We start from the raw sequence: 16,820 nt of genomic DNA on the forward strand, positions 1-16,820 counted from the left end.
CGATGGCACAAATGACGATGATTCAAGCAATTAACGATGCTATGAAAACAGAGCTGAAAAATGATGAAAACGTCCTCGTCTTCGGTGAAGACGTTGGAAATAACGGCGGAGTATTCCGTGCAACAGAAGGATTACAAAAAGAATTTGGTGAAGAGCGCGTGTTTGATACGCCACTCGGAGAATCCGGAATTGGCGGACTTGCAATCGGTCTTTCACTGACAGGGTTCCGTCCAGTAATGGAAATCCAATTCTTCGGTTTCGTTTATGAAGTAATGGATTCTATCAGTGGTCAACTCGCTCGTATGCAATTCCGTAGCGGCGGGAAATACAACGGACCTGTTACAATTCGATCGCCATTCGGCGGAGGCGTTGCAACACCTGAGATGCATGCAGATAGTTTAGAAGGTCTTATGGCGGCACAGCCGGGCTTGACTGTAGTTATCCCATCTACTCCATATGATGCGAAAGGGCTTCTCATTTCTGCAATTCGTGATGAAAATCCTGTCGTGTACTTGGAGCATATGAAATTATATCGTTCATTCAGACAAGAAGTTCCTGAAGAAGAGTACACAATTCCACTCGGCAAAGCGGATGTGAAACGTGAAGGAACAGATCTTTCAATTTTCGCATACGGAGCAATGGTTCACGAAAGCTTGAAAGCAGCAGAAGAGTTGGAAAAAGAAGGACATTCAGTTGAAGTAGTGGATCTAAGAACTGTTCAACCACTCGATATTGAAGCGATAATTGCCTCTGTTGAAAAAACAAATCGTGCAATCGTAGTACAAGAAGCACAAAAACAAGCTGGAATCGCAGCAAACGTTGTGGCAGAAATTACAGAACGTGCAATTCTAAGTCTTGAAGCGCCGGTTCTGCGTGTAACTGCACCAGATACGATTTACCCATATGCACAGGGTGAAAACGCTTGGTTGCCAAATGCTAAAGATATTATGGAAGCAGCTAATAAAGTTTTAACGTTCTAAGTTGAACTTAGTAGTTATTGATAAAAAGGAAGGGTGAACTAAGTGGCATATGTATTCCGTTTACCAGATATCGGAGAAGGAATTCACGAAGGTGAAATTTTAAAGTGGTTTGTAGCTGAGGGCGACAAAGTCGAAGAGGATGACGTTCTTTTTGAAGTCCAAAACGACAAGGCTGTTGTAGAAATCCCATCTCCGGTTGCAGGTACTGTAGAAAAGTTATTAGTTTCTGAAGGAACAGTGGCAGTTGTAGGAGATGCATTAATTCAAATTGATGCACCAGGATACGAACATCTTCATGAGGAAAAGGTTGAAGACGATGCTCAGGTAGAGACCGAAGCACAGGTTCAAGCTACAGCAGAAAAAGGCCAGCCGATTGAAAAAGAAGAGGCGCCGAAAGAAGAAGCATCAACAGAAGTTAAGACAGAAACAACAGTTCAAGAAACAGATGTTGATTTGGATAGAAGAATTATTGCAATGCCTTCAGTCCGTAAGTTTGCACGTGAGAATGATGTTGACATTCGCCAAGTTGCGGGATCAGGAAAAAATGGTCGCATTTTGAAAGACGACGTTCAAGCATTTGTAAACGGTGAACAAACATCGACTTCTGCACCTGCTGCGGAAGATAAAGCCGGGAAAACGGCAGCACCAGCGGAGGACAAGCAAGTTTCACTTGAAGGGGACTTCCCTGAAACACGTGAAAAAATGTCCAGCATGAGAAAAATTATTGCAAAAGCAATGGTTAACTCGAAACATACGGCTCCACATGTTACATTATTAGACGAGGTAGATGTTTCTGCACTTGTTGCACACCGCAAAAAGTTCAAAGACATCGCCCTTGAAAAAGATATTCGTCTAACTTATTTGCCATATGTTGTTAAGGCGCTAGTGAGCACGTTAAGAGAATTCCCTGAGTTCAATACATCGTATGATGAGGAGACTGAGGAAATTATTCAGAAGCATTATTATAATATCGGAATCGCGGCAGATACAGAACGCGGACTAGTTGTGCCGGTTATTAAGCACGCAGACCGAAAATCAGTATTCGCAATTTCCGACGAAATTAATAAGCTAGCTGTAAAAGCACGTGATGGCAAATTGTCTATGGCTGAAATGAGTGGCGCTTCATGCTCTATTTCGAATATCGGTTCGGCAGGCGGCCAGTGGTTTACACCAATCATTAACCATCCTGAAGTTGCGATTCTTGGTATTGGTCGCATCGCTGAAAAACCGGTCGTAAAAGACGGAGAAATTGTAGCAGTACCTATGCTTGCACTATCTCTTGTTTTCGACCACAGAATGATGGACGGTGCTACTGCGCAACAAGCATTGAACCACCTAAAGAGATTACTTGCAGACCCAGAACTTTTATTAATGGAGGGGTAAGAAATGGTAGTAGGAGATTTCCCGATTGAAGTAGAAACACTCGTTGTTGGTTCAGGACCAGGAGGATATGTTGCAGCAATTCGTGCATCACAACTTGGTCAAAAAGTAACAATTGTTGAGAGAGAAAACCTAGGTGGCGTATGCTTGAACGTTGGGTGTATCCCATCAAAAGCACTAATTTCTGTTGGACATCGTTATGTACAGGCGAAAAATTCTGAGCAAATGGGAATTTCTGCAGAAGTTAATCTTGATTTTTCAAAAGTTCAAGAGTTTAAAGACGGCGTTGTTACTCGCTTAACAGGCGGCGTTAATGGACTTATGAAAGGCAATAAAATTGACGTAGTTCAAGGAGAAGCTTACTTCGTTGATGAGAACACAGTTCGTATCATCAGCGGCGAGTCAGCTCAAACATACAAATTTAAAAATGCGATTGTCGCAACGGGCTCACGTCCAGTTGAAATCCCATCATTTAAGTTCTCAGAACGCGTACTTAGCTCGACAGGCGCGCTAAGTCTTAAAGAATTGCCTAAAAAATTAGTTGTTATCGGTGGAGGATACATCGGAACTGAACTTGGTTCTGCTTATGCGAACCTTGGATCTGAAGTAACGATTATTGAAGGCGCTAATGACATTTTGGCGGGCTTTGAAAAACAAATGACGCAAATGGTTAAAAAAGGTTTGAAGAAAAAAGGCGTTGAAATTGTAACAAAAGCATCAGCTAAAGGTGTAGAGGAAACTGATTCTGGTGTAACAGTTACATACGAAGCAGGCGGCGAGGAAAAAACTGTCGAAGCTGACTATGTGCTTGTTACTGTAGGTCGTCGTCCGAATACAGACGAAATGGGCCTTGAAACAACTGGTATCAACATCAGCGAACGTGGTCTTATTGAGGTTGACAAACAGTGCCGCACGAACGTTCCATCAATCTATGCGATTGGTGACGTCGTACCTGGACTTCAACTTGCGCATAAAGCATCTTATGAAGCGAAAATTGCTGCTGAAGCAATCTCAGGAATGAAATCTGAAGTTGATTACCTAGCAATTCCAGCTGTTTGCTTTACGGATCCTGAACTTGCGACTGTTGGTTTAAACGAACAGCAGGCAAAAGATGAAGGATATGAAGTATCAAGCGGAAAATTCCCATATGCAGCGAACGGACGTGCAATCGCACTAGACGCTACAGACGGGTTTGTAAAACTTGTTGCGCGTAAAGAAGACGGGTTGCTACTCGGTGCACAAATCGTTGGAGAAAATGCGTCAGATATGATTTCTGAACTTGCGCTAGCAATCGAAGCAGGAATGACTGTGGAAGATATCGCAATGACGATTCATGCACACCCAACATTAGCTGAAATTACGATGGAAGCTGCTGAAGTGTTATTGGGTAAACCAATTCATATGATGTAATTTTACAAAACTTCGTCCACAAGGTGAAAAACTCGCCTTGTGGATTTTTTTATTCTAACGGTTGCGATGTTGATATTGGTCGGATAGTAAAAAACTAAGAAATTATTAATTTCTTTTGCGGTTTAATTTGGTGGAGTGATACACTATACGGAGTGAAAGGAGATGCATATGAAAAAACAACTAGTATACATAATTGCTACACTCGTACTCTTGCTTTCTGCTTGTGCTGAGGATGGTGAAAAAGAGACGACTTTTAAAGAAAAAGAAGACCCGGCTACAACTGAAAATGAAACTGACGATGAAAACGCCGTTAATGACGAGGAATCTGAAGAAGTTGAGACGGAAGATGAATCAGAAGAAACTGCGGAAGAAGTAGCGGAAAAACTTTATGAATTGGGTGCAGCCTGGTATTTCAAGCCTATCGGAGAAGCAAACCCGAAAGCAGTCCTTTTGACGATTGATGATGCGCCAGATAAACGATCACTGGATATGGCAAAAACATTAAAAGAATTAAATGCGCCGGCAATCTTTTTCGTCAATGGACATTTCATCGAAACTGATGAAGAAAAGGCTGTTTTAAAAGAAATCCATGATATGGGCTTCGCAATTGGAAATCATACGAATACACATGCGAATCTACGGCAAATTTCGGAGGCTGAACAAGAGGAAGAAATCATCACCGTAAGTGATACGGTCGAGGAAGTAATTGGAGAACGGCCGAAATTTTTCCGCGCACCATTTGGACAGAATTCTGATTTCAGCAGAGAACTCGTTAAAAATGATGGCATGCTTCTGATGAATTGGTCATACGGTTATGATTGGGAGAAACAGTATATGGAGGCCGGACCGTTAGCTGATATTATGGTGAATAATGAATTTTTGCGCGATGGCGCGAATTTATTGATGCATGATCGGGAATGGACTGCAGATGCTTTAAAAGATATTGTTGAAGGTCTGCGTGCAAAAGGTTACGATTTAATCGATCCAGCAACAATTCAAGGTGTCGAACAGTAAAAAATAACGGTTTAAAAAAGCGATCAACGCTTTTTAAGCCGTATTTTTGTAGAAATTATCAAAGTAGAACTAATAGGGGGAATTAGGAATGCAGTGGAAGACGAGAGTGACGGAATTACTTGACATTAAATACCCAATTATTCAGGGCGGGCTCGCTTATTTGGCGTATGCCGATTTATGCGCGGCTGTATCAAATGCAGGGGGACTTGGACAGATTACAGCTATGAGCTTGGATTCGCCCGAGGCGCTGCGCGATGAGATCAGAAAAGCGAAGACGATGACGGATAAGTCATTTGGTGTCAATTTTGCGATTGGACAACATGGTCGTCCTTATTCGCATATGATCGACGTGGCATTAGAGGAAGGCGTGAAAGTTATGTCGGTCACTGGAGGAAATCCAACACCATTTTTTGAGCAATTAAAAGGGACAGATGTGAAAAAGTTAGTTCTTGTCGCAGCAAAACGTCAGGCGATGAAGGCGGAAGAGTTGGGCGCCGATGCTGTTATGGTTGTCGGCCATGAAGGCGGCGGACATCTTGGACGAGATGATGTTGGAACGATGGTACTGACACCTCAAGTTGTCGACGCTGTTTCGATTCCAGTCATTGCATCTGGCGGAATCGGTGATGGTCGTGGTTGGATGGCAGCGCACGCACTCGGCGCTGAGGGTATTGAGATGGGAACACGGTTTATCGCGACGAGAGAATGTGTCCACGCATCACAGCCGTACTTGGATGCTCTGTTAAATAGTAGTGAAACAGGTACGACAGTCATAAAACGAACGCTAGGGACTCCTGCGCGAGCATTAACAGGACCTTGGACAGAGAAAATTATTGATTTGGAAGCAAAGAATGCGAATTATGAAATGCTAAAAGATTATATTAGCGGTAAAGCAAATCAAAAATTCATTCATGACGGTGATGTAGAAAGCGGCTATGGTTGGGCTGGTCAAGTATCGGGTTTAATTACAGATGTGCCAACTGTGGAAGAGTTATTTGAACGAATGGTTAAGGAAGCTGAAGAAATTAGAAACGGTTGGAACTTTAATAATTGAAAGGTGGAATTATGAATGGAATACAGCTATCCGCTGAGAACCGATTGGGCGACGGATGAAATTATCTTTGTTGTTGCTTTTTATGAAGTTATTGAGAAAGCATACGAAACGGGGACTGAACGAGAAAATATCATGAATGCCTATCGTGAATTTAAAAAAGTCGTTCCTTCAAAGGCAGAAGAAAAGACTTTGTTAAGAGAATTTGAAGAGGCAAGCGGTTACAGTAGTTATCATATTGTCAAAAGCGCGGAAAACGCCGCAAGCGGTGAAATGATAAAAGGAACGTTGAAATAATCAACGTTCCTTTTTCATACTTTCCCGATAATAACATCGTATACAGGTAGCAATTGTTCGACTGTTTCTTCCGCAAATGTGATGAATTCATCATTTGTCATATCTATGGCTGCTTCACGCGATAGATGTCTACCTACAAGAAATTCTGCTTTTTTAACAGTTTGTAGCCTGGTTAGAAGTTTTATCAGTCCCTCTTTTCCAGTTTCAGCAATATGTATGGCATCTGGTTTCATATGATCACCCGAAACGATGTACGAATCTGGCAGTGATGTAAGAACATTAATATTGTTTTCAAGCCGTTCAGCGATTCCTTTTTTATCTGGATTTTCATAAATGACTGCAATAATAATGAACAGATGAGTCTTCCATAAGCCGATTTGAAAATGGGGGAGCGCTTTATATCCTCGCTTGGAGGGTGCGACTGCCACCCAACTATCGGTCGGCGGATTGACAGTTCTTCGCAGATGTTTTGCAACATGAGGGAAAAACTCATCGCTGCCATGCGCTGATAACCGATCCGCGAAATGCCTGCCTAATTTCTCGAATTTGGGTTGGACAAGTGTTTGCAAGGCGTTCATTCGTTTTTCTAATCCGTCGATCGAAAACAAGTCAAAATCATTTGATTCCCAAAAAAAGTTTCTCAAGCTTATTCCTCCTTTGCATAAAGCACGTTTATCGTAACAGAAATTGGGGAATAATGAAGGTAACGAGGCTCATGACTAGAATTATTCCTCTTGTCTGCATATTGTAGTTATAATAGACGGAATAAATAAACTCATTAAAGAAAAGGGGTGCCCACGATGAAACAGGTCGTGCATGTTATTCGAAAAGCGGACGTTGAAAAAGAATATGTGAAAGTACTTAACCTGGAGCTGGACTATGAATTGGCGACATTATATGATGCCATACAAACAGATGATGAAAAACAAGTTATGAAAAGTACCAACAGATTGCATCAGATTCATCGAGAGCTGGAAACGTTAAATGGATTCGCACAATGATAATTCACTATCGACTTAGGCATCCGAAGGCATCGTTCCTAAAGGGAATTGTGTTATCGGATGCCTATCTTTGTTATACTAGAAGAAATACTGTTAATCATTGGAAGGGTTGAAGTTTATTGAATTGGGGATTTGTGGATCGCTACGCAAAATCATTGATAAAGGAAGCTGGTCATAAAATCCGGGTTTCTTTTTTTAATCAAATACATATTGATTCGAAAGCAGATGCGAATGATCTTGTCACGAATATTGACCAGGAAATTGAACAATTCTTTATAAAACGCATTCAAGCTGATTTTCCTACTCATAAAATAATAGGTGAGGAAGGTTTTGGCGATAAAGTCGAATCGATTGAAGGCGTTGTGTGGATTCTCGATCCGATTGATGGGACAATGAATTTTATCCACCAACAACGAAATTTTGCAATTTCGCTTGGTATTTATCTTGATGGTGTTGGCATGCTAGGGTATATCTATGATGTTGTTCGAGATGACTTTTATCATGCGAAAAAAGATGAAGGTGCGTATTACAACGACGAACGATTGCCTAAATTAGAAAAGGTTGCGGTAAATAATGCCGTTATCGGAGTAAATGCAAGATGGGTTGCACCGAACAGGTATATTGATCACGAAAAAATGATTGGACTTGTGCTAGAATGCAGAGGGACTCGGTCATATGGTTCTGCCGCCATTGAAATTGCTTACGTTGCTTCAGGTAGGCTTGATGCATATATTTCAATGAGATTGTCGCCGTGGGATATCGCGGGTGGAATGGTTATTGCAAATGAGGTCGGTGCAATTACAACAAATTTAAATGGCGAGCCGTCGCATGTTTTGGGACAAGACTCATTTATTGTAGCGCGTCCTCGTTTACATGAAGACATTTTAAAAAATTACATCCGATTAATAAAATAAAAAACTGTGAAAAAGGACCGAGTATCGGTTCTTCTTAACAGTTTTCATGGAAATTCTATCCCGCGTCAACGTGCCGTAAAGCCCATCAACGGCACATAAGAGCGGAGGAATAAAAACCATTCCTCCCTGCCCGATTGGTTCAACAAAGAAGAATGGAACTTTATTCTTCCTCATTCTTCCTACTTTATAACAAACCTTGTTCGCGCATTTTTTTCTTTGTTTTAAATCCGTAGCCCATTACTAATGTTAATGCGATGATGGCGGCAATGCCGCCGGGTATGCTTCTGAAACCGACCGCGATACCGATTGCGCACATTGATAAGATAGCAGCAATGGAATATAGAACGAAAATCCATTTAATGTCTTTCACCCGAAAACCCTCCATCAAATAAAAAAGTTTTTATATTATTGACTCTTATGCTATAATAACACAGTTACCCAGATGAAAAAAGATTAATGGAGTGAAATCATGACAATAGAACGTAATGACTTAAGAAACATAGCAATTATTGCCCACGTAGACCATGGTAAAACAACACTAGTTGACCAGTTATTAAAACAATCAGGAATTTTTAGAGCAAATGAACAAGTCGATGATCGTGCAATGGATTCTGATGACATTGAACGTGAACGCGGAATTACAATTCTAGCGAAAAATACGGCTATCGAATATAAAAACACGAAAATCAACATTCTTGATACGCCAGGTCACGCCGATTTCGGCGGAGAAGTGGAACGTATTTTGAAAATGGTTGACGGAGTAATCCTAGTTGTGGACTCGTACGAAGGATGTATGCCACAAACGCGATTCGTGCTTAAAAAAGCACTAGAGGAAAACTTGAAACCAATCGTCGTAGTAAATAAGATTGACCGGGAGTTTGCACGCCCTGAAGAAGTAGTTGACGAGGTTCTTGAACTGTTTATTGAGCTTGATGCAAATGATGAACAACTCGAGTTTCCAGTTATTTATGCTTCTGGCTTCAACGGCACAGCAAGTTTGTCTTCTGATCCAGCAGACCAAGAAGAAACGTTACAAGTTCTTTATGATGCAATTCTTGAGCATATTCCAGCGCCAATCGATAATCGTGAAGAGCCACTACAATTTCAAGTATCACTTCTAGATTACAGTGATTATGTTGGACGTATTGGAATAGGTAGAGTTTTCCGCGGGTCTATGAAAGTGGGCCAGCAAGTTTCAGTTATTAAACGTGACGGTTCAATCAAGAACTTCCGTGTAACGAAAATGTCTGGATTCCTCGGATTAAAGCGAGTTGATATTCAAGAAGCTTTCGCAGGAGATCTGATTGCGGTATCCGGAATCGAGGGTATCGACGTCAGTGATACAATATGTCCAGTAGAGCATCCTGAAGCACTTCCTGAACTTCATATAGATGAGCCAACTTTGCAAATGGCTTTTCTTGTAAATAATAGTCCTTTCGCCGGCCGTGAAGGTAAATGGGTTACTTCAAGAAAAATTGAAGAACGACTTAACCAACAACTTCAAACAGATGTGTCACTTCGAGTTGAATCTACAGGTGCCGACTCATGGGTCGTGTCAGGACGAGGGGAACTACATTTATCAATTTTGATTGAAAATATGCGCCGTGAAGGTTTTGAACTTCAAGTTTCTAAACCTGAAGTAATAGTGCGTGAAATCGATGGTGTAAAATGCGAACCAGTAGAACGTGTTCAAATTGAAGTTCCTGAAGAACATACGGGATCGGTCATCGAATCGATAAGTGCTCGTAAAGGTGAAATGCTTGATATGGTAAATAACGGTTCTGGAACCGTTCGTTTGTTATTCCATGTACCGGCGCGAGGGTTAATTGGTTATTCGACTGAATTCCTTACGATGACAAGAGGATACGGTATTATAAACCACACATTCGATAGTTATCAGCCAATGTCTTCTGGTAATGTTGGTAGACGAGCTGAAGGTGTTCTCGTATCGATGGAAAATGGAACAGCAACTCCTTATGGAATTCTTCATGTAGAAGAGCGGGGCGTAATTTTTGTTGAGCCTGGTACAGAAGTATATGAAGGTATGATTGTAGGAGAACATAACCGTGATACTGATTTAGCTATAAATTTAACAAGAATGAAGCAACAGTCGAATATTCGTACTGCCAATAAAGACCAGACTGTTTCGATTAAAAAGCCTAGAATCATGACGCTAGAAGAATCTCTTGAGTATCTTGATGATGACGAGTACTGTGAAGTTACACCATTATCTATTCGTCTACGGAAAAAGATTCTTAGTAAGAGCGAGCGCGATCGGATAACTAAGAAGGCTAAATTTAAGGATTGAATGTTGTAAATGAAAGGAATGTATTAAATGAATGCTCAGGATACTGAATTTGTATTTGGCCGCATGTCAGGCATTTCACGTTTCATTTATGAGGCTCTAGGGACAACCGCTAGTAATGGCGAAGTTGATTATACGGTGGCAGGTTATGTACTGTTTGCCGTCGTATTCCTTATGTCGGCGCTCGTATATAAATTAGGTTTTGCGAAAGACTTGAAACTATTGCAAAGCTTTATTATCTATCTCTTTTTATTCTTAGGTTGTCTTGTATTAACTTTTCTAGCATTTTTCTTGCCTATCGTGGAAGGGTTAATTGTGGCGGCACTCATATTAATCATTTATCGTGTCCGTCGAATGAATGAATATAAAGAAGACAAAAACGACTCCCTCGCATAATCCGGGGAGTCATTTTTTTGTATTATTCATCCAGCTTCAGTGCCTAGCCCCTCGGGTCACAAGCCTTTTGCTAGGGAAGGATTGGAGTTCATCCTTCTCGCAAACCGTCTTGTGCCTGTCGGGGCTGATCGAGGCACTTCCGCTTTTGTTTATCAAAATTCCTTTTCTATCGTATGTGAACTACGTCTGAAAATAAAGTTTCCAGTGGCAACTCGTGCCAAGGTCTTTTCACCAATTCGATCCGTGCAAATTGAGCACATATATGTGTGGATAGGACGGTTTCTCAACTTTTTTGCGAGTGGTGCTTCATCTGGAAGTTTTCCGATTTGGTCGCACATAACACATTTGACACGCATAAAAATTCCTCCTATTCGATGTTGATAGCAACCACACTCTGAATCGGGTTATCGATATTTGAGCCATCCTTTAATAAAACATGAACGGGACCGTTATCATGGAGTGGTTTTCCATCAATACTGTATTGTAATAGTATATCATCAAGCTTCGTCAGTGGAAATGAATAGGATTCTCCGCCGTCGGTGATGAAGGAAATCTTTTTCGCATCTTCATTTGGCACTGAGTTTTTCATAAAATGATGTAAATAGATACCGTAAGTACCGGTAATATCTTTTGACTCCTCAAATTCTTTTTCGACTTCCAATGTCGGAGGGAATGTGGCACCCTCCATAATTTCACGAGACCAATGTTTTCCCATGGCCTTTTTATATTCTTCCATTTCGTCTTTTTCAATATAGTCCTCAGTAAAAAACTTGGTTAAGTCAATACGTCTATCATCAAAAATCCATATACTCGGATCTAGTGTGATTGAATGTTTTACGTTCCCTTTAATTTGAATTACGTTTTTCAATTTGACATCCTCCTACATAGTAGCTTGATAATAGTATAGCTCTTTCAAGCCTTGAGGAAAAGGTTTCTCGTAAAAACGATTAAATTGAGAGGAAAGGCTTGCAATTTCCTTGCGTGAAAGATACAATTTATTAATAATCGATTAGAAGAAATAATAGCTTAATGGGGGCGTCCTCATGGATATTGAATTACAGGAAACATATCAGGAAAAAGCGATTAAACAGCTTCAGGCAGATGCTGATAAAATTGCTCAACTGATTAAAGTGCAGATGGATCATTTGACGATGCCACAGTGCCCATTATACGAAGAAGTACTAGACACTCAAATGTTTGGACTATCTCGAGAAATAGATTTTGCCGTTAAAATTGGCTTAATTGAACGAATAAAGGGTGATGAAATCCTTACTTCGCTCGAAAAAGAAATGACTTTCTTGCATGATTTATATACGAGTAAATAAGTAAAAGACTCAAACTCATTTAAATGGTTTGAGTTTTTTGTTTAAAGTAAAAGAGGTTTTGTCCAATGCATACTTATTCTAAACGATTTCTTAAATATTTTGATTTCCCGTTGTTTTTTACATATTTATTTCTTTGTTTATTTGGTTTAGTTATGATTTATAGTGCAAGTCTTGTCTATGCGGTTGGCGAGTACAAGTGGGCGCCTGACCATTTTTATCGCAGGCAAATTTTTAACCTAGTAATTGCTTTTTCTGCCTTCTTTATGGCTGCTTTTTTTCCTTACAAGAACTATAAACGCAAAAGTTTGATGGTTTTTTTAGTTAGTATCATGCTTCTGTTGCTAGGTGCTGTTCATTTTTTTGGTTATGGTGATGATGTAGGTGCAAGAAGTTGGATTTTCCTTGGTTTTGGAAGTATCCAACCCTCCGAAGTTGCCAAACTCATTATTATTATTTACTTCTCTAGTGTTTTCGCCAAAAAATATGAAGCTGGGACAATTGACAATGTAAATCAGTCAATTGGGCCTCCAGTAACCATTTTAGCGATAGCTGTCGGCTCAGTTTTAATGGAAACAGATATAGGCACTTCGTTAATTATTATTATCGTGGCTCTTTCCGTGATGGCTGCAAGCGGCATTAAAGCAAAAACATTTTTAAAATTGAGTGCGCTTATTTCAGGCATACTGCTACTGATTGCACCTATCGTCTACTTAAATTGGGAAAACATAATGACGACGAGTCGAAAAGGGCGCTTTTTAGCCTACTTGAACCCTTTTGATTATATAACAGGTTCTGGCTATCAAATCGCGAATGGATACATTGCAATAGGCTCAGGCGGCGTCAAAGGGCTAGGTTTTGGTAATTCGATTCAGAAAATGGGATACTTGCCTGAACCGCATACAGATGTTATTATGGCTGTTATTTCCGAAGAGTTAGGTATTGTCGGAGCAATCATCGTTATCGGCGGACTTGGCTTTATTGTTTTACGTGCTTTATTATTAGCGTTAAAGGCGAAGGATCCACATGCAAGAATGCTAGCGGCAGGTGTTGGTAGTATGATAGGGATCCAGACATTTGTTAATTTAGGGGGATTGACAGGGTTAATTCCACTCACTGGTGTGCCGCTTCCATTTATTAGTTTCGGTGGAACATCGGTCATATTAACATCAATTGCAGTTGGGATTTTGATGAATGTATCAATGTTTGTGAAATATGAAAAAAACAAATAAAAGGAAGTGTCTTGGATGGAGAGAATCACTAAAATTTTAGTTGCGAATCGCGGGGAAATTGCGATTCGTATATTTCGAGCATGTACTGAGTTAGAAATTCCGACGGTTGGTATTTATTCGACCGAGGATAGTGGATCATTCCATCGTTATAAAGCGGATGAATCGTACCTAGTCGGTGAAGGGAAAAGTCCGATTGATGCTTACTTAGATATTGAAGGAATCATTGAAATCGCAAAAGACACAGGCGCGAATGCAATCCATCCAGGTTACGGTTTTTTGGCGGAAAACGCAGAATTTGCACGACGTCTAGAAGAAGAGAACATTATTTTTATCGGGCCGACTTCCACGCATTTAACGATGTTCGGGGATAAAGTAAAAGCCCGGGAACAAGCAATAGATGCCGAAATTCCTGTTATTCCAGGAAGCGATGGACCCGTTTCTTCAGTTGAAGAAGTTGCAACATTCGGAAACTCATATGGCTATCCGATAATCGTCAAAGCCTCCTTAGGCGGCGGCGGGCGCGGGATGCGTATTATTGAATCCGAAGATGAAGTAGCGCAAGCCTTTGAGCGTGCGAAATCGGAAGCGAAATCCGCTTTCGGGTCTGATGAAATGTATGTAGAGAAATACATTGATAAACCAAAACATATCGAAGTTCAAATTTTAGGAGACGCCCATGGAAATATAGTTCATCTATATGAACGGGATTGTTCAATCCAACGACGACATCAAAAAGTTGTTGAAATTGCACCTTCGATTTCGCTTGATGATAAATTACGTGAAGATATATGTAACGCCGCAGTGAAGCTCATGAAAAATATTGATTATTTAAATGCTGGTACTGTGGAATTTCTAGTAGCTGAAAACGAATTTTATTTCATCGAGGTTAATCCAAGAATTCAAGTTGAACATACAATTACCGAAATGGTAACGGGTATAGACATTGTCCACTCACAAATACATATTGCGGATGGAAAAAATCTGCACGGCGATGCTGCACAGATCCCGGCTCAAACAGAAATTCCGCTTTTCGGCTATGCAATCCAGTCGCGTGTCACAACTGAAGATCCATTAAATGACTTTATGCCTGATACAGGAAAGTTGATGGTTTACAGATCTGGTGGTGGATTCGGCGTTCGGTTAGACGCAGGAAACGGTTTCCAAGGGGCTATTATTACACCTTATTATGACTCTTTACTTGTTAAAGTATCGACATGGGGCATGACTTTCCGCGAAGCTGCCTCTAAAATGGACAGAAACTTGCAAGAGTTTAGAATTAGAGGTATTAAAACGAATATTCCTTTCCTTGGAAATGTCGTTAAACATAAAAACTTCCTAGTCGGGGACTATGATACAAGTTTTATCGATTCGACTCCGGAGTTGTTTATATTCCCAACACGGTTAGACCGCGGAACGAAAATTTTAAATTATATTGGAAATGTCACAGTTAATGGTTTTCCAGGGATAGACAAACAGTCGAAGCCAGTATTCCATCCGGTGCGTAAACCAGTTGTCGATTTAAAAACGCCTCCGTTAGCAGGGACGAAACAAATTCTTGATGAACGTGGACCAGAAGGGCTTGTAAAATGGATTCAGGAGCAAGATGACGTTCTCTTGACCGATACGACATTCAGAGATGCGCACCAGTCCTTACTGGCGACTAGAATGCGTACGGCCGATATGACTGGGATTGCGTCTGAATCGGCAAGACTTATGCCAGATTTGTTTTCATATGAAATTTGGGGCGGAGCAACGTTCGATGTGGCTTATCGTTTCTTAAAGGAAAATCCATGGGATCGCTTAATTAAACTGCGTGAACAAATTCCAAACGTCTTATTTCAAATGCTTTTCCGCGGAGCCAATGCGGTCGGGTATACGAATTATCCAGATAACGTCATTCGCGAGTTTGTTAAAAAATCAGCAGATGCGGGAATCGATGTCTTCCGAATTTTCGATAGCCTAAACTGGATTAAAGGGATGGAAGTGGCTATTGATGCCACACGTGAATCGGGAAAAATTGCTGAAGCGGCTATTTGTTATACGGGAGATATCTTAAACGACTCGCGTGATAAATATACGGTGAGCTATTATAAGGAAATGGCGAAAAACCTTGAATCGGCAGGGGCTCATATTTTAGCTATTAAGGATATGGCGGGGCTGTTGAAGCCTGAAGCTGCATACCGACTAGTTTCAGAACTAAAAGACGTTACTACTTTGCCAATCCATCTCCATACTCATGATACAAGCGGTAATGGAATTTACACGTATGCGCGTGCGATTGATGCCGGTATAGATATTGTCGATACAGCGCTAGGTTCAATGGCCGGCCTTACATCTCAACCATCTGCAAGTTCCTTGCATTATGCGATGAATGGCAGTAAACGCGGCGTTCGTGCTGATGTTAAAGCGTTGGAAGATCTGGCCCATTACTGGGAAGATGTCCGGAAGTATTATCAGAACTTTGAAAGCGGCATGATGAGTCCGCATACAGAAATATATGTTCATGAAATGCCGGGCGGTCAATATTCAAACTTACAGCAACAGGCAAGAGCAGTTGGTCTGGCTGAACGTTGGGAAGAAGTAAAAGAAATGTATTCCCGCGTCAATTTATTATTTGGCGATGTAGTAAAAGTCACTCCATCTTCAAAGGTAGTAGGAGATATGGCGTTATTCATGGTGCAAAACGATCTTGATGAAAACACTGTACTCACTAGAGGGAAGGCAATTGATTTCCCAGATTCAGTTATTGAATTTTTCGGCGGACATATTGGACAACCACACGGCGGGTTCCCGAAAGAACTTCAAAAAATCATACTGAAAGACCGAGAAGCCATTACGGTTCGTCCGGGTGAACTGCTAAAAGATGCAGACTTTGAACAAATGCGAGATGAACTCAATAAAAAGTTGAATCGACCAGTTACAAGTCATGAAGTGCTATCGTACGCGCTTTATCCAAAAGTTTTCGAGGAGTATTCAGCGATATATAAAGAGTTCGGCGATGTTTCAGTCATGGCCACACCTGAGTTCCTCTATGGTTTACGTCTCGGGGAAGAAGTCGAGATTGAAATTGAAAAAGGGAAGACACTTATCGTTAAACTTGTTTCGATTAGTGAACCACAATCAGATGCAACGCGTGTCATTTACTTTGAGTTAAATGGACAGCCGCGAGAAGTCATTATTGAAGACGCGAACCTTGAATCAGATGTCGTTCGTAAAACGAAAGCTGATCCTGCAAATAGATCACATATCGCGGCTACGATGCCGGGAACGGTCTTAAAAGTAGCTGTCGCTATTGGAGCGAAAGTGAAAAGAGGAGAACACCTGTTGATCACTGAAGCGATGAAGATGGAAACAACAATACAAGCACCACATGACGGAGTCATTAAAGACATATACGTTACTGCGGGCGAATCGATTGCTACTGGTGATTTGCTAATTGAACTGAAAGAATAAATATAGCTAATAATGGAAAACACTCAGAAGACGATGAATTTCGTTTTCGGGGTGTTTTTCTCTGT

General features: G+C 40.9%; 17 protein-coding genes. 13 read left to right on the forward strand and 4 right to left on the reverse strand.

Annotated elements, in window-relative coordinates; translation table 11 throughout:
- Positions 1-2: 2 nt before the first annotated feature.
- From JSQ81_RS18500 to JSQ81_RS18525, 6 genes are all read left to right on the forward strand, one after another.
- A complete protein-coding gene (locus tag JSQ81_RS18500) occupies positions 3-980 on the forward strand; it encodes an alpha-ketoacid dehydrogenase subunit beta (RefSeq protein ID WP_212605455.1) in 978 nt (325 codons plus the stop codon).
- A gap of 42 nt (positions 981-1,022) precedes the next feature.
- Complete coding sequence (locus tag JSQ81_RS18505) at positions 1,023-2,363, forward strand: dihydrolipoamide acetyltransferase family protein (RefSeq protein WP_212605456.1); 1,341 nt, start codon at positions 1,023-1,025, stop codon at positions 2,361-2,363.
- A 3-nt stretch (positions 2,364-2,366) separates the two neighbouring features.
- A complete protein-coding gene (gene lpdA / locus JSQ81_RS18510; protein ID WP_212605457.1) occupies positions 2,367-3,770 on the forward strand; it encodes a dihydrolipoyl dehydrogenase in 1,404 nt (467 codons plus the stop codon).
- A gap of 168 nt (positions 3,771-3,938) precedes the next feature.
- Positions 3,939-4,784, forward strand: a complete 846-nt coding sequence (locus JSQ81_RS18515) for a polysaccharide deacetylase family protein (RefSeq protein ID WP_212605458.1) — start codon at positions 3,939-3,941, stop codon at positions 4,782-4,784.
- An 88-nt stretch (positions 4,785-4,872) separates the two neighbouring features.
- A complete protein-coding gene (locus tag JSQ81_RS18520) occupies positions 4,873-5,838 on the forward strand; it encodes an NAD(P)H-dependent flavin oxidoreductase (RefSeq protein WP_212605459.1) in 966 nt (321 codons plus the stop codon).
- Between the two features lie 15 nt (positions 5,839-5,853).
- Positions 5,854-6,132, forward strand: coding sequence for a UPF0223 family protein (locus JSQ81_RS18525; RefSeq protein ID WP_212605460.1), 279 nt, complete (start codon positions 5,854-5,856; stop codon positions 6,130-6,132).
- A 14-nt stretch (positions 6,133-6,146) separates the two neighbouring features.
- Here the strand turns inward: JSQ81_RS18525 and JSQ81_RS18530 are convergent, their stop codons facing one another.
- Positions 6,147-6,776: a YktB family protein gene (locus JSQ81_RS18530; protein ID WP_212605461.1), complete on the reverse strand. Its 630-nt coding sequence runs from the start codon at positions 6,774-6,776 to the stop codon at positions 6,147-6,149.
- A gap of 156 nt (positions 6,777-6,932) precedes the next feature.
- Here JSQ81_RS18530 and JSQ81_RS18535 point away from each other — a divergent pair, with 156 nt between their 5' ends.
- Both JSQ81_RS18535 and JSQ81_RS18540 read left to right on the forward strand, forming a co-directional pair.
- Positions 6,933-7,133 (forward strand): hypothetical protein, encoded by a 201-nt coding sequence (locus JSQ81_RS18535; RefSeq protein ID WP_212605462.1) that lies wholly within the window; start codon positions 6,933-6,935, stop codon positions 7,131-7,133.
- Between the two features lie 119 nt (positions 7,134-7,252).
- On the forward strand, positions 7,253-8,047 hold the full coding sequence (locus JSQ81_RS18540; RefSeq protein ID WP_212605463.1) for an inositol monophosphatase family protein: 795 nt from the start codon (positions 7,253-7,255) through the stop codon (positions 8,045-8,047).
- 184 nt (positions 8,048-8,231) lie between these two features.
- Here the strand turns inward: JSQ81_RS18540 and JSQ81_RS18545 are convergent, their stop codons facing one another.
- Positions 8,232-8,417: a YlaF family protein gene (locus tag JSQ81_RS18545; RefSeq protein WP_210469524.1), complete on the reverse strand. Its 186-nt coding sequence runs from the start codon at positions 8,415-8,417 to the stop codon at positions 8,232-8,234.
- A 99-nt stretch (positions 8,418-8,516) separates the two neighbouring features.
- Between JSQ81_RS18545 and typA the strand changes: the two genes are divergently transcribed.
- Both typA and JSQ81_RS18555 read left to right on the forward strand, forming a co-directional pair.
- Positions 8,517-10,355 (forward strand): translational GTPase TypA, encoded by a 1,839-nt coding sequence (gene typA / locus JSQ81_RS18550; RefSeq protein ID WP_212605464.1) that lies wholly within the window; start codon positions 8,517-8,519, stop codon positions 10,353-10,355.
- A 27-nt stretch (positions 10,356-10,382) separates the two neighbouring features.
- Positions 10,383-10,748, forward strand: a complete 366-nt coding sequence (locus JSQ81_RS18555) for a YlaH-like family protein (protein ID WP_249336577.1) — start codon at positions 10,383-10,385, stop codon at positions 10,746-10,748.
- A 152-nt stretch (positions 10,749-10,900) separates the two neighbouring features.
- On the opposite strand, the gene JSQ81_RS18560 is transcribed toward JSQ81_RS18555, so the two are convergent.
- Both JSQ81_RS18560 and JSQ81_RS18565 read right to left on the reverse strand, forming a co-directional pair.
- Positions 10,901-11,104 carry a YlaI family protein gene (locus JSQ81_RS18560; protein WP_212605465.1) on the reverse strand — a complete coding sequence of 68 codons (204 nt, stop codon included), beginning with the start codon at positions 11,102-11,104 and terminating at the stop codon, positions 10,901-10,903.
- 11 nt (positions 11,105-11,115) lie between these two features.
- Positions 11,116-11,616: a peptidyl-prolyl cis-trans isomerase gene (locus JSQ81_RS18565; protein WP_212605466.1), complete on the reverse strand. Its 501-nt coding sequence runs from the start codon at positions 11,614-11,616 to the stop codon at positions 11,116-11,118.
- A 175-nt stretch (positions 11,617-11,791) separates the two neighbouring features.
- On the opposite strand from JSQ81_RS18565, the gene JSQ81_RS18570 reads away from it, so the two are divergent.
- From JSQ81_RS18570 to pyc, 3 genes are all read left to right on the forward strand, one after another.
- On the forward strand, positions 11,792-12,073 hold the full coding sequence (locus tag JSQ81_RS18570; protein ID WP_212605467.1) for an Fpa/YlaN family protein: 282 nt from the start codon (positions 11,792-11,794) through the stop codon (positions 12,071-12,073).
- A 65-nt stretch (positions 12,074-12,138) separates the two neighbouring features.
- Complete coding sequence (locus JSQ81_RS18575; RefSeq protein WP_212605468.1) at positions 12,139-13,302, forward strand: FtsW/RodA/SpoVE family cell cycle protein; 1,164 nt, start codon at positions 12,139-12,141, stop codon at positions 13,300-13,302.
- Positions 13,303-13,317: 15 nt separating this feature from the next.
- Complete coding sequence (pyc, locus tag JSQ81_RS18580) at positions 13,318-16,755, forward strand: pyruvate carboxylase (RefSeq protein WP_212605469.1); 3,438 nt, start codon at positions 13,318-13,320, stop codon at positions 16,753-16,755.
- The last annotated feature ends 65 nt before the right edge of the window (positions 16,756-16,820 follow it).

The organism is Sporosarcina sp. Marseille-Q4063 (assembly GCF_018309085.1).
In the GTDB taxonomy this organism is placed as follows: Bacteria; Bacillota; Bacilli; order Bacillales_A; family Planococcaceae; genus Sporosarcina.

Excerpts from the sequence above, each read along its gene's own strand:
- JSQ81_RS18520 (WP_212605459.1), top strand. The coding sequence starts at position 4,873 with ATGCAGTGGAAGACGAGAGTGACGGAATTACTTGACATTAAATACCCA.
- JSQ81_RS18555 (WP_249336577.1), top strand. The coding sequence starts at position 10,383 with ATGAATGCTCAGGATACTGAATTTGTATTTGGCCGCATGTCAGGCATT.
- JSQ81_RS18500 (WP_212605455.1), top strand. The coding sequence starts at position 3 with ATGGCACAAATGACGATGATTCAAGCAATTAACGATGCTATGAAAACA.
- pyc (WP_212605469.1), top strand. The coding sequence starts at position 13,318 with ATGGAGAGAATCACTAAAATTTTAGTTGCGAATCGCGGGGAAATTGCG.
- JSQ81_RS18535 (WP_212605462.1), top strand. The coding sequence starts at position 6,933 with ATGAAACAGGTCGTGCATGTTATTCGAAAAGCGGACGTTGAAAAAGAA.
- JSQ81_RS18575 (WP_212605468.1), top strand. The coding sequence starts at position 12,139 with ATGCATACTTATTCTAAACGATTTCTTAAATATTTTGATTTCCCGTTG.
- JSQ81_RS18525 (WP_212605460.1), top strand. The coding sequence starts at position 5,854 with ATGGAATACAGCTATCCGCTGAGAACCGATTGGGCGACGGATGAAATT.
- JSQ81_RS18570 (WP_212605467.1), top strand. The coding sequence starts at position 11,792 with ATGGATATTGAATTACAGGAAACATATCAGGAAAAAGCGATTAAACAG.
- typA (WP_212605464.1), top strand. The coding sequence starts at position 8,517 with ATGACAATAGAACGTAATGACTTAAGAAACATAGCAATTATTGCCCAC.
- lpdA (WP_212605457.1), top strand. The coding sequence starts at position 2,367 with ATGGTAGTAGGAGATTTCCCGATTGAAGTAGAAACACTCGTTGTTGGT.
- JSQ81_RS18560 (WP_212605465.1), bottom strand. The coding sequence starts at position 11,104 with ATGCGTGTCAAATGTGTTATGTGCGACCAAATCGGAAAACTTCCAGAT.
- JSQ81_RS18515 (WP_212605458.1), top strand. The coding sequence starts at position 3,939 with ATGAAAAAACAACTAGTATACATAATTGCTACACTCGTACTCTTGCTT.